The sequence below is a fragment of the Mycobacterium sp. SMC-21 genome (assembly GCF_045310825.1).
Taxonomy (GTDB): Bacteria; Actinomycetota; Actinomycetes; order Mycobacteriales; family Mycobacteriaceae; genus Mycobacterium.
Genome location: NZ_JBJIAO010000018.1, coordinates 1 through 25,159, shown reverse-complemented (window position 1 = coordinate 25,159; position 25,159 = coordinate 1). Strand labels below are relative to the sequence as shown.

Below are 25,159 nucleotides of genomic sequence, written 5' to 3'. Positions count from 1 at the left end.
ATATGGATCAATGGATGAGCCTGCTGGCGCCACAGCTGCGGGCGCTCGAAGAGCTGGACTCGCAGGGCGGACACATGACCCGAGCTGCCGACAGCCTGGGGATTCCACAGTCGTCGATGAGTCGGCGCATCCACGCGTTGGAGAAGACACTCGGCGTCCGGCTGCTTACCCAGGAAGGGCGGACAGTACGCCTGACACCGGTGGCGGTGCAGCTGGCCGAGCAGGTGCGGCGCCCGTTGCATCAACTCGAGGCGACGGTCGAGATCATCGCCGGGGAAGCCGACCCCGAGCACGGCACCGTCCGGTTCGGCTTCCCTCTGACGATGGGGGCCGGCGCGGTGCCGAACCTGCTCACCGAATTCCACCGGCGCGCACCGGGAATCCGGCTGCAGATCAAACAGGCACACGGCAGTGAACTCACCGCGGACCTGAAAGCCGGGGCGCTTGACGTCGCGGTGGTGATCCCGCCGCCGGACGGTGTCGAGCATGTGGCGATCGGCGGACAACCGATCCGGGCCGTGTTACCGGCGGCCCATCCGCTCGCTGCCCGTCGCCGTCTGCGGCTGGACGAACTGCGCGACGAGACCTTCATCGCCAACCCGGCCAGCTATCACTTGCGTCAGGCAACTGAAAGCTGGTGCCGCGATTCGGGATTCGTGCCCCACGTGCCAGTGGAGATCACGGAGTTCTCGACCATCCGCGAGTTGGTCGGCCGTGGCATGGGTATCGCGTTGCTACCGCACGACGAGCACACCTCACGTAAGGTCCGCGAAATCCCGTTGTCGCCCAACAGCTATCAGCGCCAGATCGCGCTGGCGTGGGCGCCGACCGCAGGCACTCCCGCCGCGCGCAGGCTGCTCACTTTCCTGCGTGCAGAATGGCCGACCACCGGTTAGGACGCGACCTCGCCGGGCTGGTGCTGCGTGGTGGCGTATTCGAAGAAGTCCACGATCTCGTCGACGGCCTTACGGGCATCCGGGTTGACGTCGAAGCTCAGCTGGAACATGTGCATCGCCTTGTCCCACACCTGAACCCAGGCGAGCGCCCCGGCGGCGCGCAAGGCGTCGGCGAGTGCGAACGAGTCGTTGCGCAGCATCTCGTTGTTGCCGACCTGCAGGAGCGTCGGTCCCAGGCCGTGCAGGTCGGCCTCGGTGGGCATCTCCGGCACCGGGTGGGTGCCGTTCTTCGTCGCGAAGACGTCGTAGAGGTACTTCACCGCCATGAACGGGAACAGCACGTCGCGGTGTTCGAGCATCGCGTTGTACTTCAGGTTCATGTCGGACGACGTCAGCGGCGACAGCAGAATCTGGCCGGCGGGCACCTGCAGGCCGGCGTCCCGTACCGCGAGTGCGGTGCCGGTCGCGATCAGGCCGCCGGCGGAGTCGCCCGCGAACACGATCTTCTCCGCGTCGACGCCGGCGGCGAGCACCATGCGGTACGCGCACACGCCGTCGGCGATGGCGTCCTCGATCAGGGCCTGCGGTGCCAGTCGGTAGCCGACGTTCAGGACCCGGGCGCCGGTCGCTGCCGACAGCTTGCTCGCCCAGCGCCGGTGTGAGTTCAGCCCGAGGGTGATCAGCGCCGAACCGTGGAAGTAGATGATCACGCGATCGGAACCCTGTGCGCGCGGCGCGACGATCCATTCGGCGTCGCAGTCGTCCAGCCTGATCGGTGTCACCGTGGTGCCGGGCAGCGCGCGAAACGCGCGGAACGGCCCGTCGATGATGTCGTAGCGGCCCCGCTGCACCAGTTCCGGATGGAACCGGTTGACCACCATGCCGATGAGCGTGAGCAGGGCAATTACCGGTCGGACGAACACCGCGGTCAAACCGCCGAGCAGTCGGCTCTGCCACGCGGCGGGGCCGAACTCGAGGTCGGTGGGGCGGTGAGTCCAGTCGAGCGAGTTCACGATACCGAGGGTACTGGGTAAAGCTCCGGAGCCCAAGGGGCTGCCGCTCACCGTGCACCGTCGTAGCGTGGAGGTCGTGACATCACCTAACGACCTTCCAGCCGACCTGCCCAGGACCGTCGGCGAACTCAAGGCCTCGGGCCACCGCGAGCGGGGCATCAAGACCGAGATCCGCGAGAACCTGCTGGCAGCACTGGCTGACGGCGACGACGTCTGGCCCGGCATCTTCGGCTTCGAGGACACCGTCCTGCCGCAGCTGGAGCGCGCGCTGATCGCCGGGCACGACATCGTGCTGCTCGGCGAGCGCGGGCAGGGCAAGACCCGCCTGCTGCGCGGCCTGGTCGGTCTGCTGGACGAGTGGACGCCCGTCATCGCGGGCTCGGAGCTGGGCGAGCACCCCTACTCGCCGATCACGCCCGAGTCGATCCGCCGGGCCGCGGACTCCGGCGACGACCTGCCGATCACCTGGCAACACCGCAGCGAGCGCTACTTCGAGAAGCTGGCGACGCCCGACACCAGCGTCGCCGACCTCGTCGGCGACATCGACCCCATCAAGGTGGCCGAGGGACGCAGCCTGGGCGACCCGGAGACCATCGCCTACGGCCTCATCCCGCGCGCGCACCGCGGCATCGTCGCGATCAACGAGTTGCCCGACCTCGCCGAGCGCATCCAGGTCGCCATGCTCAACGTGATGGAGGAGCGCGACATCCAGGTGCGTGGCTACACCCTGCGACTGCCGCTGGATGTGCTCGTGGTGGCCAGCGCCAACCCCGAGGACTACACCAACCGTGGCCGCATCATCACGCCGCTGAAGGACCGCTTCGGCGCCGAGATCCGCACCCACTACCCGCTGGAGCTCGACGCCGAGGTCGGCGTCATCAAGCAGGAAGCGCACCTGGCCGCCGAGGTCCCGGAGTACCTGTTGCAGATCCTGGCCCGGTTCGCCCGGTACCTGCGCGAGTCGCAGTCGATCGATCAGCGCTCCGGCGTCTCGGCCCGGTTCGCGATCGCGGCGGCCGAAACCGTCGGCGCCGCGGCCCAGCACCGCTCCGCGATTCTGGGTGAACAGGATCCGGTCGCCCGGGTGGTCGATCTGCAGACCATCATCGGCGTGCTGCGCGGCAAGCTGGAATTCGAGTCGGGTGAGGAAGGCCGCGAGCAGGCCGTCCTGGAGCACCTGCTGCGGCGGGCCACCGCGGACACCGCGCAACGGCTGCTCGGCGGCATCGACGTCGGTTCCCTGGTCGTTGCGGTGGAAGGCGATTCGCCGGTCACGACGGGCGAGCGGGTGTCGGCCAAGGACGTCCTGGCCGCGCTGCCGGACCTGCCGGTGATCGACGCGATCGCCGACCGGTTGGGCGCGCAGTCCGACGGCGAGCGGGCGGCGGCCGTCGAGCTGGCGCTGGAAGCGCTGTACCTGGCCAAGCGCATCGACAAGACCTCCGACGACGGCGAAACGGTATATGGCTAAACACCTCTCGCGGTATTCGCGCTACACCGGCGGGCCCGACCCGCTGGCGCCTCCGGTCGACCTGCGGGAGGCACTGGAGCAGATCGGACAGGACGTCATGGAGGGCGCGTCGCCCCGACGCGCGCTGTCCGAGCTGCTGCGCCGGGGTACCCAGAACATGCGCGGCGCCGACCGGCTGGCCGCCGAGGCCAACCGGCGCCGTCGGGAGTTGCTGTCGCGCAACAACCTTGACGGCACGCTGCAGGAGATCAAGAAGCTGCTCGACGAGGCCGTGCTCGCCGAGCGCAAGGAACTGGCCCGCGCGCTCGACGACGACGCGCGGTTCGGTGAACTGCAGTTGGAGTCGCTGTCGCCGTCGCCGGCCAAGGCGGTGCAGGAACTCTCCGAATACGACTGGCGCTCGGCGGAAGCCCGGCAGAAGTACGAGCAGATCAAGGATCTGCTGGGCCGGGAGATGCTGGACCAACGGTTCGCCGGCATGAAGGATGCGCTGCAGAACGCCACCGACGAGGATCGTCAGGCCGTCAACGACATGCTCGACGATCTGAACAACCTGCTGGAGAAGCACTCCAACGGTGAAGACACCCAGCAGGATTTCCAGGATTTCATGGCCAAGCACGGCCAGTTCTTCCCGGAGAACCCGCAGAACGTCGACGAGTTGCTCGACTCGCTGGCCAAGCGTGCCGCGGCCGCACAGCGGTTCCGCAACAGCCTGTCACCCGATCAGCGCGCCGAGTTGGATGCGTTGGCGCAGCAGGCATTCGGATCACCGTCACTGATGAACGCGCTCGATCGGCTCGATGCCAACCTGCAGGCCGCCCGCCCGGGGGAGGACTGGACCGGCGAGCGGAGTTTCACCGGAAACAACCCGCTCGGGATGGGCGAGGCCGCGCAGGCGATGGAAGACATCGCGGAGTTGGAACAACTGGCGGAACAGCTCTCGCAGAGCTACGCCGGTGCCCAGATGGACGACGTCGATCTGGACATGCTGGCCCGGCAACTGGGCGACGAGGCCGCCGTCGACGCTCGTGCCCTGGCGGAACTGGAACGCACCCTGATGAATCAGGGCTTCCTGGACCGCGGTTCCGACGGGCAGTGGCGGTTGTCGCCGAAGGCGATGCGGCAGCTGGGCCAGGCGGCGCTTCGCGATGTGGCACAACAGCTTTCGGGTCGCCACGGTGAGCGGGACACCCGTCGCGCCGGTGCCGCCGGTGAACTGACCGGCGCCACCCGGCCGTGGCAGTTCGGCGACACCGAGCCCTGGAACGTCACCCGTACCTTGACCAACGCGGTACTGCGGCAGGCTGGTACGCGCGAGGACGGGCCCCTGCGGATCACCGTCGATGACGTCGAGATCTCGGAAACCGAGACCCGCACCCAGGCCGTGGTGGCGCTGTTGGTGGACACCTCGTTCTCGATGGTCATGGAGAACCGGTGGCTGCCGATGAAGCGCACCGCGCTGGCGCTCAATCACCTGGTGAGTACCAGGTTCCGGTCAGATGCGTTGCAGATCATCGCATTTGGCCGGCATGCCCGCACGGTCTCGGCGGCTGAACTCACCGGACTGGAAGGCGTGTACGAGCAGGGCACCAACCTGCACCACGCGCTGTTGCTCGCCGGCCGGCATCTGCGGCGTCATCCCAACGCGCAGCCTGTGGTGCTCGTCGTCACCGACGGCGAGCCGACGGCCCACCTCGAGCAATACCGCAACGGGACCGAGACGTTCTTCGACTACCCGCCGCACCCGCGCACCATCGCCTTCACGGTGCGCAGCTTCGACGAGGTGGCCCGGCTGGGGGCGCAGATCACGATCTTCCGGTTGGGCAGCGATCCCGGCCTGGCGCGGTTCATCGACCAGGTGGCTCGCCGCGTCGAAGGCCGCGTCGTGGTGCCCGAACTCGACGGATTGGGCGCCGCGGTGGTCGGTGACTACCTGCGCTCGCGGCGGCGTCGTCGCTGACCACCTTCCCGCGAGCGGCCGTGTCTGTACCGCGACACGCCGCCGAACCCGTGCAGGAGGCGGACGCTCGTCGGCCGCGAGCGTGACGAAATCGCACGCCTACGACGGCGTTTTGGTGGCAGACACGCACGCTCGTCGCCCGCGAGCGGGCCGAAAATGCACGCGAGATACGGCGCGTCGGGGTACAAACACGGCCGCTCGCGGGAAGGGGAGTTGGCGGCTAGTCGGCGGGCGGGGGCTTGCGCTTCTTGGACTTGATGCCGACGCGGCCCCACAGTGAGAAGCCGCGGATGGTGACGCGCGGGGCGCCGGGGGTGCCCTGCTGACCGAGGTGGTCGAAAGCGCCCATGACACCGACGCCGTGCACGTCGACGTTGACCTCGGGCGGCAGCAGGATGGTCTGCCCGCCGAAGATCGAGTAGGAGTGGATCTCGACGTCCGGTGAGGTGAAATCGGCGTAGCGCAGATCGATGACACCGCCACCGAAGAGTGAGAACGACGTCAGCCGCTGCGGCACGTTCCAGCGGCCCCGGCGCTCGAATCCGCTCATGATCGCCAGCAGCAGCGTCGAGGGCGCGGGATGGCATTCGCCGCCCGTTTCCCACGGCGCGGTGGTGATGTACGGCAGGTCGGCGCTCAGCTTCGACAGTTCGGCGTACGTCTGCGCGGAATAAGCGCGGTTCAGCCGGTCTTCGTACTCGGACATCGGCAGCCGGCCCTGCGCGGCCGCATCGCTGAGGAGGTGAGCGACCTGGATCCGGTCGGTATCGGCGGCGCGCATCTGTGCGCGCGAACCTGGGGTGCTCATCAACTCGAGCCTACGACGATCACAGCGACTTGCAAGGCTGTTGAGGCAAACTGTGGCCGCATCGATGTCCCATCCGTTACGGGATATGGATCACTTATTCCAGTTCGGCTGCCGCTTCTGGAGGAAGGCCATCATGCCTTCCCGGGCCTCGTCGGAGACGAACAGCTGCGCCGACTGATTGGCCAGCTTCTCGGCGTCGCGGTCGAAATCGGCCAGGATCGACGCCGTGGTCAGTGCCTTGGATGCGGCCAGACCCTGCGGTGAACCCTTGGTGATCTCGTCCGTCAGCTGCGCCACGGTCGCCGGTACGTCATTAGTCGCGACGGTCACCAGGCCGATGCGTTCGGCTTCCTCGGCGCCGAACTTCTCGCCTGTCACGAAGAAGCGACCGGCCGCGCGGGCCGTCATCTTCGGCAGCAGCGTCAGCGAAATGATCGAGGGCGCCACGCCGATCCTGGCCTCGGTGAGGGCGAAGGTACTGGCGGTGCCCGCGACCACGAGGTCGCAGGCCCCGATCAACCCCATGCCGCCGGCGCGGACGTGACCATCGATCGCGGCGATCACCGGAACGGGCAGCTCCAGAATCGACCGCAGCAACCCGGCGGCCTCCAGCGCCCGCGCGGTGGCCAGGTCGCCGGGGTCGCGACCCGCGGCTTCACTCAGATCGGCCCCGGCGCAGAACGTGCCGCCGGTGTGGCCGAGCACCACGACCCGCACGCCCGGATCGTCCGCAGCATCGGTGAGGCCCTGCCGCAACTGGTCCACCAGCGCGGTCGACATCGCATTGCGGTTGTGCGGTGAGTCCAGCGTCAGCCGGGCGACACCGTTTTCGACGGAGTAGTGGACCAGTGCGGTCATGAGACTTTCCTGTCAGTACGAGCGCGGCAGACCCAGCGAGGTCTGCGCCACGAAGTTAAGCACCATCTCACGGCTGACCGGAGCGATGCGCGCCAGTCGCGACGCCGTGACCGCGGCGGCGATGCCGTACTCCTTCGTCAGGCCGTTGCCGCCGAGCGACTGCACGGCCTGGTCGACCGCGCGGACCGAGGCCTCGCCTGCGGCGTACTTGGCCATGTTGGCGGCTTCGGCGGCACCGAAGTCGTCACCGGCGTCGTACAGCGTGGCGGCCTTCTGCATCATCAGCTTGGCCAGCTCGAGCTCGATGTGGATCTGAGCCAGCGGGTGCGAGATGCCCTGGTGCGAACCGATCGGCACCTTCCAGACCTGACGGGTCTTGACGTACTCGGTCGCGGTGCGGATCGCGAGTCGACCGGTGCCGACGGCCATGGCCGCACCGATGATCCGCTCCGGGTTCAGGCCCGCGAACAGCTGCGCGATCGCGGCGTCCTCGGAGCCGACGAGCGCGTCGGCGGGCAGCCGCACCTCGTCCAGGAACACCTGGAACTGGCTCTCGGGGCTGATGATCTCCATCTCGATCTTGGTCCAGCTCAGGCCCGGTGCATCGGTTGGGACCACGAACAGTGCCGGCTTGAGGTTGCCGGTCTTGTGGTCCTCGGTGCGCCCGACGACCAGCACGGCGTCGGCCTGGTCGATGCCCGAGATGAAGACCTTCTGGCCGGACAGGATCCAGTCGCCGCCGTCGCGGCGCGCCGTCGTGGTGATGCGGTGGCTGTTGGAGCCGGCGTCGGGTTCGGTGATCGCGAAGGCCATGGTGAGCGAGCCGTCCGCGAGACCCGGCACCCAGCGCTTCTTCTGATCTTCGGTGCCGTACTTGGAGATGATGGTGCCGTTGATGGCCGACGAGACCACCATCATCAGCAGCGGACAGCCGTTGGCGGCCATCTCTTCCATGACCAGGCTCAGCTCGTACATGCCGGCACCGCCACCGCCATACTCCTCGGGCATGTTGACGCCCAGGAAGCCGTGCTTGCCTGCCTCGGCCCACAATTCGTCGGTGTGCTGGCCGGCGCGGGCCTTCTCCAGGAAGTAGTCCTGGCCGAACTTCGAGGCCATCGCGACGACGGCCTCGCGGAGCGCCTTGCGCTCGTCGGATTCGATGAAAGACATGGTCATTCTCCTTCTGGGGTTTCGACCCGGGCCAGCACAGCGCCGACATCGACCTGTTGGCCGGGTTGCACGTTGAGTTCGGTGAGCACACCGGAATCCGGTGCGGCGATGGTGTGTTCCATCTTCATGGCTTCCAGCCAGATCAGGGGCTGGCCGGCGGTGACCGAGTCACCGATGGCCGCACCGACCCGGACCACGAGTCCGGGCATCGGCGCCAGCAGCGAGCCCTGCGCGACCGCCGCGTCCGGGTCCGGGAATCGCGGCTGGGCCACGAGGTGGACGGCACCGGCGGGGGAGTCGACGAAAACGTCGGCACCGTATCGGGCGACGTCGAACGAACGTTCAACTCCGTTGACCGACAACACCACTCGAGTGGGATCGGCGGTCACGACGGTGACGTCGTCGCGGTCGGGCAGCTCGACGCCGGCGCGCGCGTATCGGTACCGCACCTGGTGTTCGGCGCCGGCCGCGTCACTGTACGTACGGCTCTGGTAGCCCGACGCGAGGTTCCGCCAACCACTCGGTGCCGCGGCGAAAACCGTTGCCGTGGCGCGGTTGTGTGCCGCATCGGCCAGGGCCGCGGCGACGGCGGCCAGCGCGACGTCGGTGTCCGCCGGTGCCGCCAGTTCGGCCAGGCCGTGTGTGTCGAAGAACGCGGTGTCGGTGTCACCGGCCAGGAACGCGGGGTGCCGCAACACATTCACCAACAGGTCGCGGTTGGTGCGCAGACCGTGGATGCGCGCGCGGGACAACGCATCGGCGAGGATCGCCGCGGCCCGGTCGCGCGTCGGCGCGAACGAGATCACCTTGGCCAGCATCGGGTCGTAGAACACCGACACCACCGAACCGTCGACGATGCCGGAGTCGACGCGCGTTCCGGCCCGACCCAAAAGGCTGAACTCGGTCCGCACACCCGGTACCTCGAATCGGTGCACCGTGCCGGCCTGCGGCTGCCAGTCCTTGGCCGGATCCTCGGCGTAGAGCCGGGCCTCGATCGAATGTCCTTGCGTCGCGGGCGGTTCCGCTGCGAGCGCACCACCGTCGGCCACGTCCAATTGCAGTTCGACCAGATCCAGTCCGGTGGTCTCCTCGGTGACCGGGTGCTCGACCTGCAGGCGGGTGTTCATCTCCAGGAAGAAGAAGTCGCCACCTCCGTCGGACATGAACTCGACGGTGCCGGCACCGGTGTACCCGATCGCGGTGGCCGCCAGTCGGGCCGCCTCGAACAGCTTGGCGCGCATGCCCGGCGTCCGCTCGACGAGCGGGGACGGCGCTTCCTCGATCACCTTCTGGTGTCGCCGCTGAATGGAGCACTCACGCTCGCCGACGGCCCAGACCGTGCCGTGCGCATCGGCCATCACCTGGACCTCGATGTGGTGGCCACTGGCCAGGTAGCGCTCGCAGAACACCGTCGGATCGCCGAACGCGGACTGCGCCTCGCGCTGTGCGGCCGCGACTTCGGCCGGCAGCGCGGACAATTCGCGCACCACCCGCATGCCGCGACCGCCGCCGCCGGCAGAGGCCTTGATCAGTACCGGCAGCTGGTCGGCGGTGACGGTGTCGGGGTCCAGCTCGGTCAGCACCGGAACGCCGGCCGCAGACATCAGCTTCTTGGCCTCGATCTTGGAACCCATGGCCTGCACGGCGGCCACCGGCGGACCGATCCACGTCAGCCCGGCGTCCTGCACCGCGGCCGCGAAATCCGGGTTCTCCGAGAGGAATCCGTAGCCGGGGTGAATCGCGTCGGCGCCGGACGCCTTGGCCGCGGCGATCAGCTGGGCGGCATCGAGATAACCGGTGCGACCCTCCAGGCGCACGCGGTCGTCGGCCTCGGCGACGTGCGGGGCGGCCGCGTCGGGGTCGGTGTACACCGCGACGGTGCCGATGCCGAGCCGGCGGCAGGTGGCGAACACCCGGCGGGCGATTTCACCGCGGTTGGCGACCAAGACTTTATGAATCATCGCTGTGCTTTCTGTTCTTCGCGCGAGCGCTCATCACGGTCACATCCGGAAGACGCCGAAATTCGACGTCCCCTCGATCGGCGCATTGGCAATGGCGGACAAGCACATTCCCAGCACGGTGCGGGTATCGCGGGGGTCGATTATGCCGTCGTCGTAGAGCCGGCCGGACAGGAACGCCGGCAGTGATTCGGCGTCGATCTGCGCTTCGACGGCGGCACGCAATGCGGCATCGGCGGCTTCATCGACCTGGCCGCCGCGGGCTTCGGTGGCCGCGCGGCTGACGATGGAAAGCACGCCGGCCAGCTGCGCGCCGCCCATCACCGCGGATTTCGCGCTGGGCCAGGCGAACAGGAACCGTGGGTCGTAGGCCCGGCCGCACATGCCGTAGTGGCCGGCGCCGTAGGAGGCGCCGATGAGCAGCGAGATGTGTGGCACCTTCGAATTGGAGACGGCGTTGATCATCATCGAGCCGTGCTTGATCATCCCGCCTTCCTCGTACGCCTTGCCGACCATGTAGCCGGTCGTGTTGTGCAGGAACAGCAATGGCGTGTCGGACCGGTTGGCCAGCTGGATGAACTGGGTCGCCTTCTGTGATTCCTCGCTGAACAACACGCCGCGCGCGTTGGCCAGGATGCCGACCGGGTAGCCCCACAGGTTGGCCCAGCCGGTCACCAGCGACGAGCCGTACAGCGGCTTGAACTCGTCGAAGTCCGAGCCGTCGACGATGCGGGCGATGACGTCGCGCGGATCGAACGGGATGCGCAGATCGGCGCCGACGATGCCCAGCAGTTCGTCTTCGGGATACAGCGGCGGCACCACCGGCGCCGGCGTCGGGCCCTGCTTGCGCCAGTTCAGCCGGGCCACGATGCGCCGGCCGATGCGGATGGCGTCGAGCTCGTCCTGCGCGAAGTAGTCGCCGAGACCCGAGGTGCGGGAGTGCATTTCGGCGCCACCGAGGGATTCGTCGTCGGATTCCTCGCCGGTGGCCATCTTGACCAGCGGCGGGCCGGCCAGGAACACCTTGGAGCGTTCCTTGATCATCACCACGTGGTCGGACATGCCGGGGATGTAGGCGCCGCCGGCGGTCGAGTTGCCGAACACCAACGCGATGGTCGGGATGCCCTCCGCCGACAGCCGGGTGAGGTCGCGGAACATCGCGCCGCCGGGAATGAAGATTTCCTTCTGCGTGGGCAGATCCGCGCCGCCCGACTCGACCATCGAGATCACCGGCAGCCGGTTCTCGCGGGCAATCTGGTTGGCGCGCAGGATCTTCTTGAGCGTCCACGGATTGCTCGTGCCGCCCTTGACGGTCGGATCGTTGGCAACGATCAGGCACTCGACGCCCTCGACGACACCGATACCGGTGACGAGGCTGGCACCGACGACGAAGTCGCTGCCCCACGCAGCCAGCGGACTGAGCTCCAGGAACGGCGAGTCCGGATCCACGAGCTGCTCGATGCGCTCGCGCGCGGTCAGCTTGCCGCGGGCATGGTGGCGGTCAACGTATTTCGCGCCGCCTCCGGCCAGCGCCTTGGCGTGTTCGGCATCCAGCTCGGTGAGCTTGGCCGTCATCGCCGCGGCTGCTTCGGTGTAGCCCGCCGCCGCGGTGTCGAGCCGAGATTTGAGGGCGGTCATGACTGGAATCCCAACGTCTTGGCAGCCAGCGAGGTGAGAATCTCGGTGGTGCCGCCGCCGATGCCGATGATGCGCATGTCGCGGTACTGCCGTTCGATTTCCGACTCGGCCATGTAGCCCATGCCGCCGAACAACTGGACGCCCGCATTGGCCACCCACTCACCGGCCTCGACGGCCGTGTTCTTCGCGAAACAGACCTCGGCGATCAGGTTCGTCTCACCGGCGAGCTCCCGCTCGACCAGGTGATGCGTGTACACCCGGGCGACGTCGATGCGCCGCGCCATCTCGGCGAGGGTGTTCTGCACCGACTGCCGCGTGATGAGCGGCCGGCCGAACGTCTCGCGGTCCCGGCACCACTGCACGGTCAGGTCCAGGCAGCGCTGCGCGCTCGCATACGCCTGGGCGGCGAGGCCGACCCGCTCGGAGACGAAGGCGCCCGCGATCTGCAGGAAGCCGGAGTTCTCGGGCCCGACGAGGTTGGCGGCCGGGACGCGGACGTCGACGTAGGACAGCTCGGCGGTGTCCGACGAACGCCAGCCCATCTTCTCCAGCTTGCGGCTGACGGTGAAGCCCGGCGTGTCCTTGTCCACCACGATCAGCGAAACACCCGCTGCGCCAGGGCCTCCCGTGCGCACTGCGGTCACGACATAGTCGGCCCGCACACCGGAGGTGATGTAGGTCTTGGCGCCGTTGATGATGAAGTCGTCGCCGTCGCGGTCGGCGCGGGTGGTCAGGTGCCCGACGTCGGAGCCGCCGCCGGGTTCGGTGATGGCCAGTGAGCCGATCATCTTGCCCTGCAACGTCGGTCGCACGTAGGTGTCGATCAGCCGCTGATCGCCGGAGGCGATCATGTGCGGCGTGGAGATGCCGCACGTGAACAGCGACGCGAAGACGCCGCCGGGCACGCCGGCGTAATGCAGTTCCTCGCAGACGATCACGGCGTCGGCACCGTCGCCGCCCCCGCCACCGACGGATTCGGGTGCCTGGGCGCCCAACAGGCCGGCCGCGCCGGCTGCCTCGTGCAGCGAACGGGGCAGCTCGCCGCTGCGCTCCCACTCGTCGACGTGGGGCAGGATCTCGCGTTCGGCGAACGCGCGCACCGTCTTTCGCAGTGCGTCACGTTCGGGCGTGGTCCAGATGCTCACGAGATCAGTTCCTCCGGGATGTCGAGATGACGGGTTCGTAGCCATTCCCCGAGGCCCTTGGCCTGGGGGTCGAATCGGGCCTGGTACGCGACGCCTTCGCCGAGGATCCCCTCGATGACGAAGTTGACGGCGCGCAGGTTGGGCAGCAGGTGCCGGGTGACGGGCAGCTCGGCCGCCTCGGGGAGGAGTTCACGCAGCTTCTCGACCGTCAATGTGTGTGCCAGCCAACGCCATTGGGCATCGGTGCGGACCCAGACACCGACATTCGCGGACCCGCCCTTGTCGCCGCTGCGGGCCCCGGCGATGGTGCCCAGCGGTGCTCGACGGCTCGGCCCGGCCGGCAGCGGGTCCGGCAGGGCCGGGTCGGCGACGGGCCCCAACTCCAGCGTCTGCGCGGACGGCTCGATGTCGACCCGGGTGCCGTCGGCCAGCACCGCCACGTGCGGCACCAGGGTCGCGTCAACGTATCCGGGCTTGAACAGGCCGTACACCTGGCCGTCTCCCGGGGGTGCGGTGGTGGTGAATCCCGGGTAGCTGGCCAGCGCGAGTTCGACTGCCGCCGCGGAGAATTGGCGGCCGACCTTGGCCGGATCGGGGTCGCGCACCACGCAGTGCAGCAGCGCGCTGGCGCGCTCCTCGGTGTCGGCGTCGGGATGGTCGGTCCGGGCCAGCGTCCACTGCAACTCGGCCGGGCGCGCCGTGATGCTGGCTTCCAGCTGGCGCTGCAGCAGATCGGCCTTCGCTTCGATGTCGAGTCCGGTGAGGATGAACGACGCCGCATTGCGGAAGCCGCCGATGCTGTTGAGCGACACCTTCAACGTGGGCGGCGGCGCCTCGCCGCGGACGCCGGAGATGCGGACCCGGTCCGCGCCGTCGGACGTCAGCTCCAGCGAGTCGACCCGCAGGGTCGCGTCGGGGTTGGCGTAACGCGCGCCGGTGATCTCATACAGCAGCTGCGCGGTGACGGTGTCGACGCTGACGCGTCCGCCGGTGCCGGGGTGCTTGGTGATCACCGACGACCCGTCGGCGGAGATCTCCGCCAGCGGGAAACCGGGGCGGATGAGGTCGGGAATCTCGGTGAAGAAGCTGAAGTTGCCACCGGTGGCCTGCGTGCCGCATTCGATGACGTGGCCGGCGGCGATGGCACCGGCGAGTGCGTCGTAGTCGGTTCGGGCCCAGCCGAAGTGGGCGGCGGCCGGTCCGACGATCACCGAGGCGTCGGTGACCCGGCCGGTGACGACGACGTCGGCGCCGGACTTCAGGCAGTCCACGATGCCCCAGGCGCCGAGGTAGGCGTTGGCCGACAGCGGGGTGCCGAAGCCGAGCTCGTCAGCGCGCGCCACGAGATCGTCGCCCTCGACGTGTGCCACGTTGACCGACAGCCCGAGCTTGTCGGCCAGGGCGCGTACCGCTGCTGCCAGGCCCGCCGGATTGAGGCCGCCGGCGTTGGCCACGATCTTCACGCCCTTGTCCAGGGCGAGGCCGAGGGACTGCTCCAGTTGGCGCAGGAAGGTCTTGGCGTACCCGAGGTCGGGGTTCTTGGCCCGGTCCCGCGCGAGGATCATCATGGTCAGCTCGGCGAGGTAGTCGCCGGTCAGGTAGTCCAGCTCACCCCCGGCGAGCATCTCGTGCATCGCCGCCAGCCGGTCGCCATAGAACCCTGAGCAGTTACCGATCCGGACTGCTGGTGATGTCACACACACTCCCGTCGTTCAACCAACCGGTAGGGAGGTTAGTCGGTACTAGCGGTACCGAGTCAAGGGGGCTGGGGGTTGCGTGTTGCCCGGTTGGGGCGACGTTTTGGAGCCTACGCAGGTCGACGGCTATCCTGAGGTGCAATCGCTGCGCACGCGAGAAGCAATAGAGCGCCCCCAGGCCCTATTTGTTCGCGACGCGGCCGACCGCAAGCAATTCCGTTTAGTCAGAGAGGTGCACATCATGGCTGTGCCCAAGCGCAGGATGTCGCGCTCGAACACCCGTAGCCGTCGCGCGCAGTGGAAGGCCGAGGCCACTGGCCTGGTCAACGTGAACGTCGCAGGTCAGGCACACAAGGTGCCGCGTCGCCTGCTCAAGGCCGCGCGTCTGGGTCTGATCGACCTCGACCGCCGCGCCTGAACCGACTGACGGTTTTTCTCGCGCCCGCGTGGCGCGCCTTCTCAGTCCGCTCTCAGATGGTGGGGTGAGACTGTGCCTGTGCGAATCCTTGTAGTCGACGATGACCGCGCTGTACGCGAATCACTGCGTCGGTCACTGACTTTCAACGGGTACTCGGTCGAACTGGCGCAAGACGGTGTCGAGGCGCTGGAGCGCATCTCCAGCGACCGGCCCGACGCTGTCGTGCTCGACGACATGATGCCCCGGCTCGACGGCCGCGGTGTCTGCCGTCAGCTGCGCAGCAGCGGTGACGACCTTCCGGTGCTGATGCTGACCGCCCGTGACTCGATCGATGAGCGGGTGGCCGGCCTCGACGCCGGTGCCGACGATTACCTGCCGAAGCCTTTCGCGCTCGAGGAGCTCCTGGCCCGGATGCGGGCCCTGCTCCGCCGTACCGGCCCCGCCGACGGCGCCGAGTCGGCGGCGTTGACGTTTTCCGACCTCAGCCTCGATCCGGTGACCCGCGAGGTCACCCGGGGGTCCCGGTCGATCAGCCTGACCCGCACCGAGTTCTCGCTGCTCGAGATGCTCATCCACAACCCGCGCCGGGTACTCAGCCGCAGCCGGATCCTCGAAGAGGTGTGGGGCTTCGATTTTCCGACGTCGGGCAATGCCCTCGAGGTCTACGTCGGGTACCTGCGCCGCAAGACCGAGGCCGAGGGAGAACCACGCCTGATCCATACCGTGCGCGGCGTGGGTTACGTGCTGCGTGAGACGCCGCCCTGATGCTCGACAAGCTTCGCGCAACCGTGGATCGGAAGATGCGGGAAGTGCCGCAGATGCCGGCGACGACGCCGGACGGCACGGTGCAACACGACGCCAGCTCGGTGTCGCTGAAATGGCGCGTCATGCTGCTCGCGATGTCGATGGTGGCGATGGTCGTCGTCCTCATGTCGGTCGCGGTGTACGTGGTGGTGTCCAAGGCGCTGTACGGCGACATCGACAACCAGTTGCACAGCCGCGCGCAACTGCTCATCGAGAGCGGTTCCCTGGCCGTCGACCCCGGCAAGGCCATCGAGGGCACCGCCTACTCGGACGTCAACGCGATGTACGTCATCCCGGGCCAGTCGATCTACACCGCGAATCAGCAGGGGCAGACGCTGCCGCTCGGGACGCCGGAGAAGGACGTCATCGCCGGCAAGCTGCTGATGTCGTTGCGTACCACCAACTATCAGCGCGTGCTGGCGGTGCATCTGCAGTCGGGTAACTCGCTGCTGATCTCGAAGAATCTCTGGCCCACCAGCCAGGTGCTCAAACGGCTGGGCACCATTTTGCTCATCGTGGGTGGAATCGGCATGGCCGTCGCCGCGATCGCCGGTGGCACGGTCGCGCGGACCGGGCTGAGACCCGTGGCCCGGTTGACTGAGGCCACCGAACGCGTGGCCCGCACCGATGATCTGCGCCCCATCCCGGTGTACGGCAATGACGAATTGGCCAGGCTGACAGAGGCTTTCAACATGATGTTGCGGGCGCTCGCCGAGTCGAGAGACCGGCAGGCCCGGTTGGTGTCGGATGCCGGGCATGAGTTGCGCACACCGCTGACGTCACTGCGGACCAATGTCGAACTGCTGATGGCGGCCATGGCACCCGGTGCGCCGCCGTTCCCCGAGGAGGAGATGGCGGGTCTGCAGTCCGACGTCATCGCCCAGATCGAGGAGCTGTCCACGCTCGTCGGCGACCTGGTCGACCTGACCCGCGACGACGCCGCGGTGACGGTCCACGAGCCCGTCGAGATGGCCGAGGTCGTCGAGCGCAGTCTGGAACGAGTTCGCCGCCGCCGCAACGACATTGACTTCGACGTCGACATCGCCGGCTGGCAGGTGTACGGCGACGGGGCCGGGTTGTCCCGGGCGGTGCTGAACCTGCTCGACAACGCCGCCAAGTGGAGTCCGGCCGGCTCGGTGGTGGTGGTCCGGCTCGGGCGCATCAATCCGACGCACGCCGAGCTCGTGGTGTCCGACTGGGGGCCGGGTATCCCGCCGCAGGAGCGGGCGCTGGTGTTCGAGCGCTTCTACCGGTCGACGACGGCACGGGCGATGCCCGGTTCCGGTCTCGGGCTGGCCATCGTCAAGCAGGTTGTGCTCAAACATGGTGGCGCACTGCGGATCGAGGACACCGTGCCGGGCGGGTCGCCGCCGGGCACGTCGATCCATCTCGTGTTGCCGGGACGGCCCTCGGGCGTGACCGCAACACACCGGCCCTCTGGGCTGGACGTAACGGGCGTGACCACGGAAAATGAACCTGCCCGGACGGGGGAGGAAGTCTAGGGTGCGGCCTGTGGTGTCTCAGTGGATTCTCAGCCCGAAAGGGCACCGTCGGGTCATGTCGTTCGTTGTCCCGGCAACGGATCGGAAATACAGGAAGAGTGTCGACCAGTAATGACGAATCACCCGAGGTACTCGCAGCAGCCCGAGTCCGGTCGGCGTCCTGATTCCTATCAGTCCGCACCTGGCTACGGCGCGTCGCCGCAGCAGGGGTCGTCGTACGACTGGCGCTACGCCGGCCAGCAACAGAACACCGGGCAGTACCCCACGGGCAGCTACTCGACCGGTCAGTACCAGACGGGGCAGCACCAGACCGGTTCGTACGCCACCGGCCAGTACTCGACGGGCCAGTACGGCACGCAGCCGTACGACCCCTATCGCAACGGGTCGCCGAACGGCCGGCCTTCGATCGCGCCCCGGCCGCAAAACCGTTCCCGCACAGGGCCTCTGATCGCCGGTATGGCGGCGGTGGCACTGGTGTCCGCGGGTATCGGCGGCGGCATCGTGATGCTGGCGCAGCCCGACTACTCGAGCAGCTCGACCTCGTTGGGCGGTTCGGCGCGCGGACAGCACGCCGGGAATGCGCCGATCGGTTCGGTGGAGCAGGTCGCCGCCAAGGTGGTGCCCAGTGTCGTGAAACTCGAGACCGACATGGGCCGGGCCTCCGAGGAGGGCTCGGGCATCATCCTGTCCGCCGACGGGCTCATCCTCACCAACAACCACGTGGTGGCCGGTGCCAAAGACGCCCCGCCGCCCGGGGCTCCGCCGGTGCAGACCAAGGTCACGTTCAACACCGGTAGCACCGCGACGTTCCAGATCGTCGGGACGGATCCGAGCAGTGACATCGCAGTCGTGCGGGCCAAGGGCGTCTCGGGCCTGACGCCCATCGCGCTGGGATCGTCGTCCAACCTGGTGGTGGGTCAGCAGGTGGTGGCCGTCGGTTCGCCGCTGGGTCTGCAGGGCACGGTGACCGAGGGCATCATCAGCTCGCTGAATCGCCCCGTCGCCGCCGGCGGCGATGCCAAGAACCAGAACACCGTGCTGGACGCCATCCAGACCGACGCCGCGATCAACCCCGGCAACTCCGGTGGCGCGCTCGTCAACATGAGCGGCGAGCTGGTCGGCATCAACTCGGCGATCGCGACGCTCGGCGGGGATTCCGGCCAGTCGCAGAGCGGTTCGATCGGCCTGGGCTTCGCCATTCCGGTGGACCAGGCCAAGCGCATCGCCGACGAGCTGATCAAGAACGGCATCGCCAGCCATGCGTCGCTCGGCGTGCAGGTGGGTAATGACAAGGCCATCGACGGGGCCAAGATCGTCGACGTCACCAACGGTGGGGCGGCTCAGTCGGCCGGTCTGCCGAGTGGTGTGGTGGTGACCAAGGTGGACGACCGGGTGATCAGCAGCGCCGACGCGCTGGTAGCTGCCGTGCGCTCGAAGGCGCCCGGCGACAAGGTCACGTTGACCTACCTCGACACCGCGGGCAAACCGCAGACCGTTCAGGTGACCCTGGGAAAGGCGCAACAGTGATGAGTGCAGGGCCGAGTTCGATGTCAGAGGCGGGATATACGGTGACAGGCATGGAACAGGCAGGGGAATTGGCCGGGCGCGCTCTCGTCGTGGTCGTGGATGACCGGACCGCGCACGGCGAAGAGGATCACAGCGGCCCGTTGGTCACCGAACTGCTCGGTGAGGCCGGCTTCCTCGTCGACGGCGTCGTCGTGGTCCCCGCCGATGAGATCGAGATTCGCAACGCCCTCAACACCGCGGTGATCGGTGGTGTCGATCTCGTCATCTCCGTCGGTGGCACCGGCGTCAGCCCCCGGGATGTGACTCCCGAAGCCACCCGCACCATGCTCGATCGCGAGCTACTCGGTATCGCCGAGGCGCTGCGGTCGTCGGGGTTGGCGGCCGGTATCTCGGACGCGGGCCTGTCGCGCGGCCTTGCCGGCGTCTCGGGAAGCACGCTGGTGGTCAACATCGCCGGCTCGCGTGCGTCGGTGCGCGACGGTATGGCGACGCTGGGGCCGTTGGCGGCGTACATCATCGCGCAGCTGTCCAGCCTGGACATCTGATAGCTGAGCTCCCATGGGGCTCGATGGTCGAACGGAGTGGTCATGGGCTCGTCCCACCTGAACCCTTCAATTTGGCAAAGGTGTGATCTTGATCACACTCGTGGTGGCTTGTGATGAGCGATACACAGCCCTCGCGCGACCTAGTTAACAAGGTGTTCGGCGACGTTTTGCCGGACGTTACCCGGGACGAATGTAACGATCAGCCAGATTCGGGGGATGGTGACCGGGATCGCTGGCTACGGGAAAACGTCCCGCCGCACCACAGCTGAACAACATTTCACCTCGCGTCGACGATCGGGACCGAAGTGTCGCACGAGACGATCTCCAAGATCGTCGACGAGAGATCTCCGATGAGGTGCTGGCCTGGCAGCGCCGGCCGTTGGAGCCGCTGTATCCGGTGATCTACCTCGACGCGATGATCGTGAAGGTCAAAGACGGTGGCCACACCCGCAACAAGGCCGCGCACATCGCGGTGGGCGTGGATATGGCCGGGGTCAAGCACGTTCTGGGGATCTGGGTCCAGCCCAATGAAGGTGCCTCGTTCTGGGCGTCGGTGTGCGCGGACCTGGCCAATCGGGGTGTCAAGGACGTGCTGATCGTGTGCTGCGACGGGCTCACGGGCTTTCCGGAGGCGATCGCCGCGACCTGGTCGCAGGCCGCGGTGCAGACCTGCGTGGTGCACCTGACTCCGCAACGCGCTGCGGTTCGTGTCCTACGGCGACCGCAAGGCCGTGGCCGCGGCGCTCAAGCCGATCTACACCGCAGCCGATGCCGACGCTGCCCGCGTCGAGTTGGACGCGTTCGCCGCCTCGGAGCTGGGGAAGAAGAACCCAACGGTGACAATGGTTTTCGAACGGGCATGGGAGCAGTTCATCCCGTTTTTGGCGTTCCCGCCCGAGCTGCGCCGGGTGATCTACACGACCAACTCAATCGAGTCGTTGAATATCAGTTGCGCAAGATCATCAAGCACCGCGGCCAGTTCCCCAACGACGCCGCAGTGGTCAAATTGCTGTGGCTGGCGATCTGCAACATCGAAGACAAACGCGCCGCCGAGCGGGCCAAGGAACGCGGCCAGAAACAGGGCCGCACAGCCCCTGGACGCCTCGTGGAAGGGCAGGTGGTCACCAACTGGAAGGAAGCACTCGAACAACCCGCAGTGCTGCGGCCTGGGTGATGGTGGTCCGCACCAATATGTCGGTGTTGCCGGTGGCGCATTCTCAGCCCACGATCCGCCCGGCGTAGGCGTCGATGGCGAACGCGGTGTCCACGAACGCCCCGCCGGCCAATCGGACGTAGACATCCCACGCGAGTGAGTTGTCAAGCAGCGGCCGGATTTTCCTGCTCTCGGTGTGGCCAGGCAGCGATGTCGTCCCACATCTGGCCGTTGGCCAAGCACCACCTCGGCCCAGTCGACCCCGCAGGTCAGCGTCATGTAGTTGTCTCCGTTCCAGTTGCCGCGTGTTCTCCTTCGTTGAGCTCGAGGCTGGTGCGGCGACCTAATGGACAGCGCTCGATGGCGCGGCATCTCACTAGCCGATCACGTACCTCGTGGCGGACCGGCAGGGTCACCGTCTACATAAGAGATCTCTGACGCGTCCGTGTCATCACATGCAGTGATCACCTGCCGGCAGCTCACCGGCCAGACTGCGCCCGGATCGGTGAAATCTCAGTGACCCCTGCCGGTTCGCCTCCTGCGTGTCGGAACGAAATCCGACTCTCCCATTAGGTGATGTCGACCACCCGCAGCTGATTCGGTTGGGTGGCAAAGAAATTGCGCTTCACCAGGTCCTTCGGTTTGGTCAGATCAGGATCGACGTGGGTGGTGAACACCCGCCGCCCGCGGTGCACTCCGCGTACCCCGGCCAGGCGCATCAGCCGGCGGGTCTGTTCACGGCCGACGGCGTAGCCTTCCCGCCGCATCAGAGCATGTGTCGCCTGCCATGAGCTTGGGACCACTCTGATCTGATTTTTGCCAGGGTGATGGGACCACCTGGATTGCCGGTTATGGGACCACCGGCGCGCCGCGTCGGTGGTCCCTTCATTTGTTCGTTCGATCGCCGTGACAGCGCAAGTCACGGAGGTCGGCGGCATGGCTTTTCGGGAGGTCAGTGTGAACGAGATCAGGGAAGTACTTCGGGTGTGGCTGGGGGTGGCGGGGCTGCCCGCACCTGGATACCGCACCATCGCCGCTCATTGCGGCGTGGACCGAAAAACGGTGCGCCGCTACGTCGAGGCCGCCCAGGCGGCCGGGTTACGCCGCAGTGACGACGTGAGCGCCATCGATGACGGGTTGGTCGGGGCGGTCGCCGAAGCGGTGCGTCCGGCCCGTCTGAACGGCCATGGTGCGGCGTGGGAGCAACTCGTCGCGTTCGAGGAGCAGATCCGCGCGTGGGTGGCCGGTAAGGGTGAGCAGCGGCCGTTGACGGTCACCAAGATCCATACCCTGTTAGCCCGGCAGGGCTGTGTGGTGCCGTATCGCACATTGCACCGATTCGCCAGTGAGCGTTGCGGTTTCGGCCGCAAAGACACCACCGTGCGGGTCGCTGACGGTGACCCGGGGATCGAGTGCCAGATCGATTTCGGCTATCTCGGGATGCTCACCGACGCCACCGATGGACGGCGCCGGCGGGTGCATGCGTTGATCTTCACCGCCGTGTACTCCCGTCACATGTTCGTGTGGCTGTCCTATTCGCAGACCCTGGCCGCGGTGATCGCCGGCGCCCAGGCGGCGTGGGCGTTTTTCGGGGGTGTGTTCGCGGTGCTGATCCCCGACAACTTGAAACCGGTGATCGCCGCCGCGGACGCGCTCAATCCGCGATTCACCCAGGGGTGGCTCGACTACGCCGCCCATGCCGGGTTCCTCACCGACCCGGCGCGGGTGCGGTCCCCGAAAGACAAACCCCGGGTGGAACGCGTGGTGCAGCATGTGCGCCGAAACTTTTGGGACGGTGAGACTTTCACCAGTCTCGATGCGGCGCAGCAGGCCGCGGCGACGTGGTGCGCACGGACCGCTGGTAGCCGTATCCACGGCACCACCTGCGCGCGCCCACTGGAGGTGTTCACCGCCGAGGAAGCCCCGGTGCTGCTGCCGGCGCCGGGAGCCTACGACGTACCGGTGTTCAAACAGGTGAAGGTGCACAAGGATTTTCACGCCGAGGTCGGCAAAGCGTTGTACTCGCTGCCCGAGCAGTGGATCGGCACCACGCTGGATGTGCGTGCCGACAGTGAGCTGGTCAAGTTCTACCACCGCGGCACACTGGTGAAATCCATCCCCGCCAACGCCCAGGGGGGCGCAGCACCGACCGCGACGATCTGCCCGAGCACAAGGCCGGGTACGCACTGCGGGACTTGTCCGCGCTGATCGCCACCTGCGCCGCGGCCGGTCCGAACATCGGGATCTACGCCGAACGCATCCTGGATGACCCGCTGCCATGGACCCGGATGCGCACCGTCTACCGGCTGCAGGGCTTGGTGCGCCGCTACGGCGCCGACCGGGTCGAGGCGGCGTGCGCGCTGTCACTGGAGCTCGATGTCGTCTCGGTCAACAAGATCGCTTCCATGCTGGAGCGGGCCACCGAGAACACCGCCCCGGCACTACCACAAGCCGTCGGGCAGGGCGCCACCCGATTCGCCCGCGATCCAGCCGAATTCACCACCACCACAAACACTTTGACCATTGTCCCCAACACCCCCGCCGAGGAGAACTGACATGACCAGCACCCCCCGCAGCGCCGCAGACCCGGTCGGCACCGACCTGCTCCGGCTACTGAAGACCCTCAAACTCGGTGCCCTGGCCGACACACTGCCCGACCGCGCCGCCCTGGCCCGTCAACACAAGCTCAGCCACATCGGGTTCCTCGAAACACTGCTCGCCGACGAGGTCACCCGACGCGAATCCCGTTCCGCGGCACTACGATCCGCCAAGGCCGGACTCGACCCGAGCATGCGGTTCGACACCTAGACCACACAAGAGGACTTGCGCTATGACCGCACCCTGCTCGGGGACCTGACCTCCCTGCGATTCCTTGACGCAGGCCAATCCGCGATTATCCTCGGCCCCGTCGGCGTCGGCAAAACACACCTGGCAACAGCATTGGGGCACATGGCAATTCGACGACGCCACACCGTACTGTTCGCCCGATCGGACAAACTGTTCACCCGGCTGCGCGCCGCCCGCCTCGACAACACCGTCGACACCGAAATCCGCCGCCTGACCGCCATCGACGTCCTCATCATCGACGACTTCGCCCTGCGCCCGCTCGGCGCCACCGAGACCAGCGACTTCTACGAAATCATCGTCGAACGCCACCGCGCCAAGACCACCATCGTGACCTCGAACCGAGAACCCGCCGAATGGCTGACCATGACCGCCGACACCCTGCTGGCTCAATCAGCGATCGACCGCCTCACCGCCACCGCCCACACCCTGGTCATCGAAGGACCGTCCTACCGCCAACGCACCCGCCCGGCCAGCTTGACCCAGACCAGGCCAACGAGCATCCTCAATAACGCGCCACGGTGGTCCCATCCCCCTGGCAATCAGGTGGTCCCATCACCTTGGCAAGCGACAGCATGCATTTTCTTCACCCCATACACCGAGAAATTCTGCTTGTGTAGGGTCCTGATGGTGTCGACCAGTTGCGCGTCGCTGATCGAACGTGCCGATACTGCACGGGATTTGGCGGCACGATAGCCACGCGAGGTGATCCAGCCCACGAGTGTGGCACCCAGGGTGCGGCAGATGAGCTCAACCCCGAACTGGCCGCGATAGGTGTCGATGAACGCGATCATTTCGTCGTGGGGCGGTCGAGCTCTGCGGCAAAAAACGCCGACGCGGCTTTGAGGATCTCGTTGGCCCGGCAGGCCTCGGCGAGCTCACGCTTGAGCCGACGGATCTCCGCATGCTCGGCGCTGGTGGTGCCCGTACGCTCGCCAGCGTCGACCTGAGCCTTACGCAACCACCGGCGCACGGTTTCCTCGGCCACATGCATCTTGGCCGCGACCCGGCGGATCGCCTCGTACTCGGTCAGCACCGAGTCTTCCTCCATGACCGCCGCCACCAAGCGGACCGCTTTGTGCCGGATCTCCGGCCGATACTGCTTCGGCATGATTCCAATCCTCCAATACGGATCGGAACAAAACCTGGGGTAGTTCAGGGGCGGATCAACTGGAGAAGAACCCCAGCGAGGCCAGTTCATCCGTCGCCGCTTCCGGCACGGTGGAAACGTTACCGGCGGACGGCATGCCACGTGAGGTCATTGAGGCGCCGCCTATTGGAAACGATTTTCGACAAGCCCTTGGGTGTCGGGTATCGTCGGCAGCCATTAATGAAAACAATTTTCACTTAGTTGACGGAGGTTCCATGGAAGCTGGCATTCACCCAGGCCACCACCACCCGGTCGCCTTCCGGGACGCCACCCCCGGCCGCACGTTCCTGACCCGCTCCACCGCCACCAGCTCGCGAACCGTCCATGAATTTCGTGTTCAATGATGTGGAATTGGCAAGAGCAACATGCGAATTCGCCCATCGGACACATATGGACATCTTGCGACCGTTGCACGGATGGCGTATTAGCGCCACCGGCTAGGTTGGGGAGAGCATGAGGGTGGTTGGTCGGGTGCTGTTGGCGATGGCAGCGGCGGTGTCGTCGCCGTTCCTGGGCGCGGGGGCAGGGACGTCCCATGCGGGTCTGGACAATGAGCTGAGCCTGGTCGATGGTCAGGATCGGACGTTGACGGTGCAGCAGTG

General features: G+C 67.2%; 18 protein-coding genes and 4 pseudogenes. 12 read left to right on the top strand and 10 right to left on the bottom strand.

All coding sequences use genetic code 11. The features are described from left to right. The first annotated feature begins 2 nt into the window (after positions 1-2). Complete coding sequence (locus ACJH6H_RS17825; RefSeq protein ID WP_406775459.1) at positions 3-896, top strand: LysR family transcriptional regulator; 894 nt, start codon at positions 3-5, stop codon at positions 894-896. Here the strand turns inward: ACJH6H_RS17825 and ACJH6H_RS17820 are convergent. Further along, complete coding sequence (locus tag ACJH6H_RS17820) at positions 893-1,909, bottom strand: alpha/beta hydrolase (RefSeq protein ID WP_064860956.1); 1,017 nt, start codon at positions 1,907-1,909, stop codon at positions 893-895. The two genes, ACJH6H_RS17825 and ACJH6H_RS17820, sit on opposite strands and share 4 nt — an antisense overlap. A gap of 76 nt (positions 1,910-1,985) precedes the next feature. Between ACJH6H_RS17820 and ACJH6H_RS17815 the strand changes: the two genes are divergently transcribed. Together ACJH6H_RS17815 and ACJH6H_RS17810 are read left to right on the top strand one after the other, a co-directional pair. Continuing rightward, positions 1,986-3,380 (top strand): sigma 54-interacting transcriptional regulator, encoded by a 1,395-nt coding sequence (locus ACJH6H_RS17815; protein ID WP_061005748.1) that lies wholly within the window; start codon positions 1,986-1,988, stop codon positions 3,378-3,380. Beyond that, positions 3,373-5,340 carry a VWA domain-containing protein gene (locus ACJH6H_RS17810; protein WP_406775458.1) on the top strand — a complete coding sequence of 656 codons (1,968 nt, stop codon included), beginning with the start codon at positions 3,373-3,375 and terminating at the stop codon, positions 5,338-5,340. The genes ACJH6H_RS17815 and ACJH6H_RS17810 overlap by 8 nt, the downstream gene beginning before the upstream one ends. A gap of 220 nt (positions 5,341-5,560) precedes the next feature. Here ACJH6H_RS17810 and ACJH6H_RS17805 read toward each other — a convergent pair whose 3' ends face one another. From ACJH6H_RS17805 to ACJH6H_RS17775, 7 genes are all read right to left on the bottom strand, one after another. Next, the gene (locus ACJH6H_RS17805) at positions 5,561-6,148 is read right to left on the bottom strand and encodes a DUF1707 domain-containing protein (protein ID WP_061005718.1); all 588 of its coding nucleotides are present in this window, start codon (positions 6,146-6,148) and stop codon (positions 5,561-5,563) included. Between the two features lie 90 nt (positions 6,149-6,238). Further along, complete coding sequence (locus ACJH6H_RS17800; protein WP_073694336.1) at positions 6,239-7,006, bottom strand: enoyl-CoA hydratase family protein; 768 nt, start codon at positions 7,004-7,006, stop codon at positions 6,239-6,241. Between the two features lie 12 nt (positions 7,007-7,018). Next, positions 7,019-8,176: an acyl-CoA dehydrogenase family protein gene (locus tag ACJH6H_RS17795; protein WP_061005746.1), complete on the bottom strand. Its 1,158-nt coding sequence runs from the start codon at positions 8,174-8,176 to the stop codon at positions 7,019-7,021. Between the two features lie 2 nt (positions 8,177-8,178). Continuing rightward, positions 8,179-10,137: a biotin carboxylase N-terminal domain-containing protein gene (locus tag ACJH6H_RS17790; RefSeq protein ID WP_406775457.1), complete on the bottom strand. Its 1,959-nt coding sequence runs from the start codon at positions 10,135-10,137 to the stop codon at positions 8,179-8,181. Between the two features lie 39 nt (positions 10,138-10,176). Continuing rightward, positions 10,177-11,772 carry an acyl-CoA carboxylase subunit beta gene (locus ACJH6H_RS17785; protein ID WP_061005711.1) on the bottom strand — a complete coding sequence of 532 codons (1,596 nt, stop codon included), beginning with the start codon at positions 11,770-11,772 and terminating at the stop codon, positions 10,177-10,179. Beyond that, on the bottom strand, positions 11,769-12,917 hold the full coding sequence (locus ACJH6H_RS17780) for an acyl-CoA dehydrogenase family protein (protein ID WP_061005709.1): 1,149 nt from the start codon (positions 12,915-12,917) through the stop codon (positions 11,769-11,771). The genes ACJH6H_RS17785 and ACJH6H_RS17780 overlap by 4 nt, the downstream gene beginning before the upstream one ends. After that, positions 12,914-14,614, bottom strand: a complete 1,701-nt coding sequence (locus ACJH6H_RS17775; RefSeq protein ID WP_406775456.1) for an acyclic terpene utilization AtuA family protein — start codon at positions 14,612-14,614, stop codon at positions 12,914-12,916. Before ACJH6H_RS17775 ends, ACJH6H_RS17780 begins: the two co-directional genes overlap by 4 nt. Before the next feature lie 241 nt (positions 14,615-14,855). Between ACJH6H_RS17775 and rpmF the strand changes: the two genes are divergently transcribed. From rpmF to ACJH6H_RS17745, 6 genes and pseudogenes are all read left to right on the top strand, one after another. Further along, positions 14,856-15,032 (top strand): 50S ribosomal protein L32, encoded by a 177-nt coding sequence (rpmF, locus tag ACJH6H_RS17770; RefSeq protein ID WP_061005745.1) that lies wholly within the window; start codon positions 14,856-14,858, stop codon positions 15,030-15,032. A 78-nt stretch (positions 15,033-15,110) separates the two neighbouring features. Beyond that, the gene (locus tag ACJH6H_RS17765; RefSeq protein WP_020099048.1) at positions 15,111-15,797 is read left to right on the top strand and encodes a response regulator transcription factor; all 687 of its coding nucleotides are present in this window, start codon (positions 15,111-15,113) and stop codon (positions 15,795-15,797) included. A gap of 53 nt (positions 15,798-15,850) precedes the next feature. After that, positions 15,851-17,338: a HAMP domain-containing sensor histidine kinase gene (locus ACJH6H_RS17760; protein WP_061005743.1), complete on the top strand. Its 1,488-nt coding sequence runs from the start codon at positions 15,851-15,853 to the stop codon at positions 17,336-17,338. Between the two features lie 111 nt (positions 17,339-17,449). After that, a complete protein-coding gene (locus ACJH6H_RS17755; RefSeq protein ID WP_061005706.1) occupies positions 17,450-18,865 on the top strand; it encodes a S1C family serine protease in 1,416 nt (471 codons plus the stop codon). Positions 18,866-18,885: 20 nt separating this feature from the next. After that, a complete protein-coding gene (locus ACJH6H_RS17750) occupies positions 18,886-19,410 on the top strand; it encodes a molybdenum cofactor biosynthesis protein B (RefSeq protein ID WP_133763292.1) in 525 nt (174 codons plus the stop codon). 275 nt (positions 19,411-19,685) lie between these two features. Further along, positions 19,686-20,584, top strand: a pseudogene (locus ACJH6H_RS17745) (IS256 family transposase); the annotation flags it as partial. Between the two features lie 548 nt (positions 20,585-21,132). Here the strand turns inward: ACJH6H_RS17745 and ACJH6H_RS17740 are convergent. Continuing rightward, positions 21,133-21,330, bottom strand: coding sequence for a hypothetical protein (locus ACJH6H_RS17740; RefSeq protein WP_061006803.1), 198 nt, complete (start codon positions 21,328-21,330; stop codon positions 21,133-21,135). Positions 21,331-21,499: 169 nt separating this feature from the next. Here ACJH6H_RS17740 and istA point away from each other — a divergent pair. Together istA and istB are read left to right on the top strand one after the other, a co-directional pair. After that, positions 21,500-23,118: pseudogene (gene istA, locus ACJH6H_RS17735) on the top strand (IS21 family transposase). Between the two features lies 1 nt (position 23,119). Next, positions 23,120-24,103 (top strand): annotated as a pseudogene (gene istB / locus ACJH6H_RS17730) (IS21-like element helper ATPase IstB). A 94-nt stretch (positions 24,104-24,197) separates the two neighbouring features. Here istB and ACJH6H_RS17725 read toward each other — a convergent pair. Further along, positions 24,198-24,518 (bottom strand): hypothetical protein, encoded by a 321-nt coding sequence (locus ACJH6H_RS17725; protein WP_061006805.1) that lies wholly within the window; start codon positions 24,516-24,518, stop codon positions 24,198-24,200. A 492-nt stretch (positions 24,519-25,010) separates the two neighbouring features. Here ACJH6H_RS17725 and ACJH6H_RS17720 point away from each other — a divergent pair. Then, positions 25,011-25,159, top strand: a pseudogene (locus ACJH6H_RS17720) (porin); the annotation flags it as partial.

Bases quoted from the DNA above. Each gene is read 5' to 3' on its own strand.
- ACJH6H_RS17825 (WP_406775459.1), top strand. From the start codon at position 3: ATGGATCAATGGATGAGCCTGCTGGCGCCACAGCTGCGGGCGCTCGAA.
- ACJH6H_RS17810 (WP_406775458.1), top strand. From the start codon at position 3,373: ATGGCTAAACACCTCTCGCGGTATTCGCGCTACACCGGCGGGCCCGAC.
- ACJH6H_RS17805 (WP_061005718.1), bottom strand. From the start codon at position 6,148: ATGAGCACCCCAGGTTCGCGCGCACAGATGCGCGCCGCCGATACCGAC.
- ACJH6H_RS17800 (WP_073694336.1), bottom strand. From the start codon at position 7,006: ATGACCGCACTGGTCCACTACTCCGTCGAAAACGGTGTCGCCCGGCTG.
- ACJH6H_RS17795 (WP_061005746.1), bottom strand. From the start codon at position 8,176: ATGTCTTTCATCGAATCCGACGAGCGCAAGGCGCTCCGCGAGGCCGTC.
- ACJH6H_RS17790 (WP_406775457.1), bottom strand. From the start codon at position 10,137: ATGATTCATAAAGTCTTGGTCGCCAACCGCGGTGAAATCGCCCGCCGG.
- ACJH6H_RS17785 (WP_061005711.1), bottom strand. From the start codon at position 11,772: ATGACCGCCCTCAAATCTCGGCTCGACACCGCGGCGGCGGGCTACACC.
- rpmF (WP_061005745.1), top strand. From the start codon at position 14,856: ATGGCTGTGCCCAAGCGCAGGATGTCGCGCTCGAACACCCGTAGCCGT.
- ACJH6H_RS17760 (WP_061005743.1), top strand. From the start codon at position 15,851: ATGCCGGCGACGACGCCGGACGGCACGGTGCAACACGACGCCAGCTCG.
- ACJH6H_RS17755 (WP_061005706.1), top strand. From the start codon at position 17,450: ATGACGAATCACCCGAGGTACTCGCAGCAGCCCGAGTCCGGTCGGCGT.
- ACJH6H_RS17750 (WP_133763292.1), top strand. From the start codon at position 18,886: ATGTCAGAGGCGGGATATACGGTGACAGGCATGGAACAGGCAGGGGAA.
- ACJH6H_RS17740 (WP_061006803.1), bottom strand. From the start codon at position 21,330: ATGCGGCGGGAAGGCTACGCCGTCGGCCGTGAACAGACCCGCCGGCTG.
- ACJH6H_RS17725 (WP_061006805.1), bottom strand. From the start codon at position 24,518: ATGCCGAAGCAGTATCGGCCGGAGATCCGGCACAAAGCGGTCCGCTTG.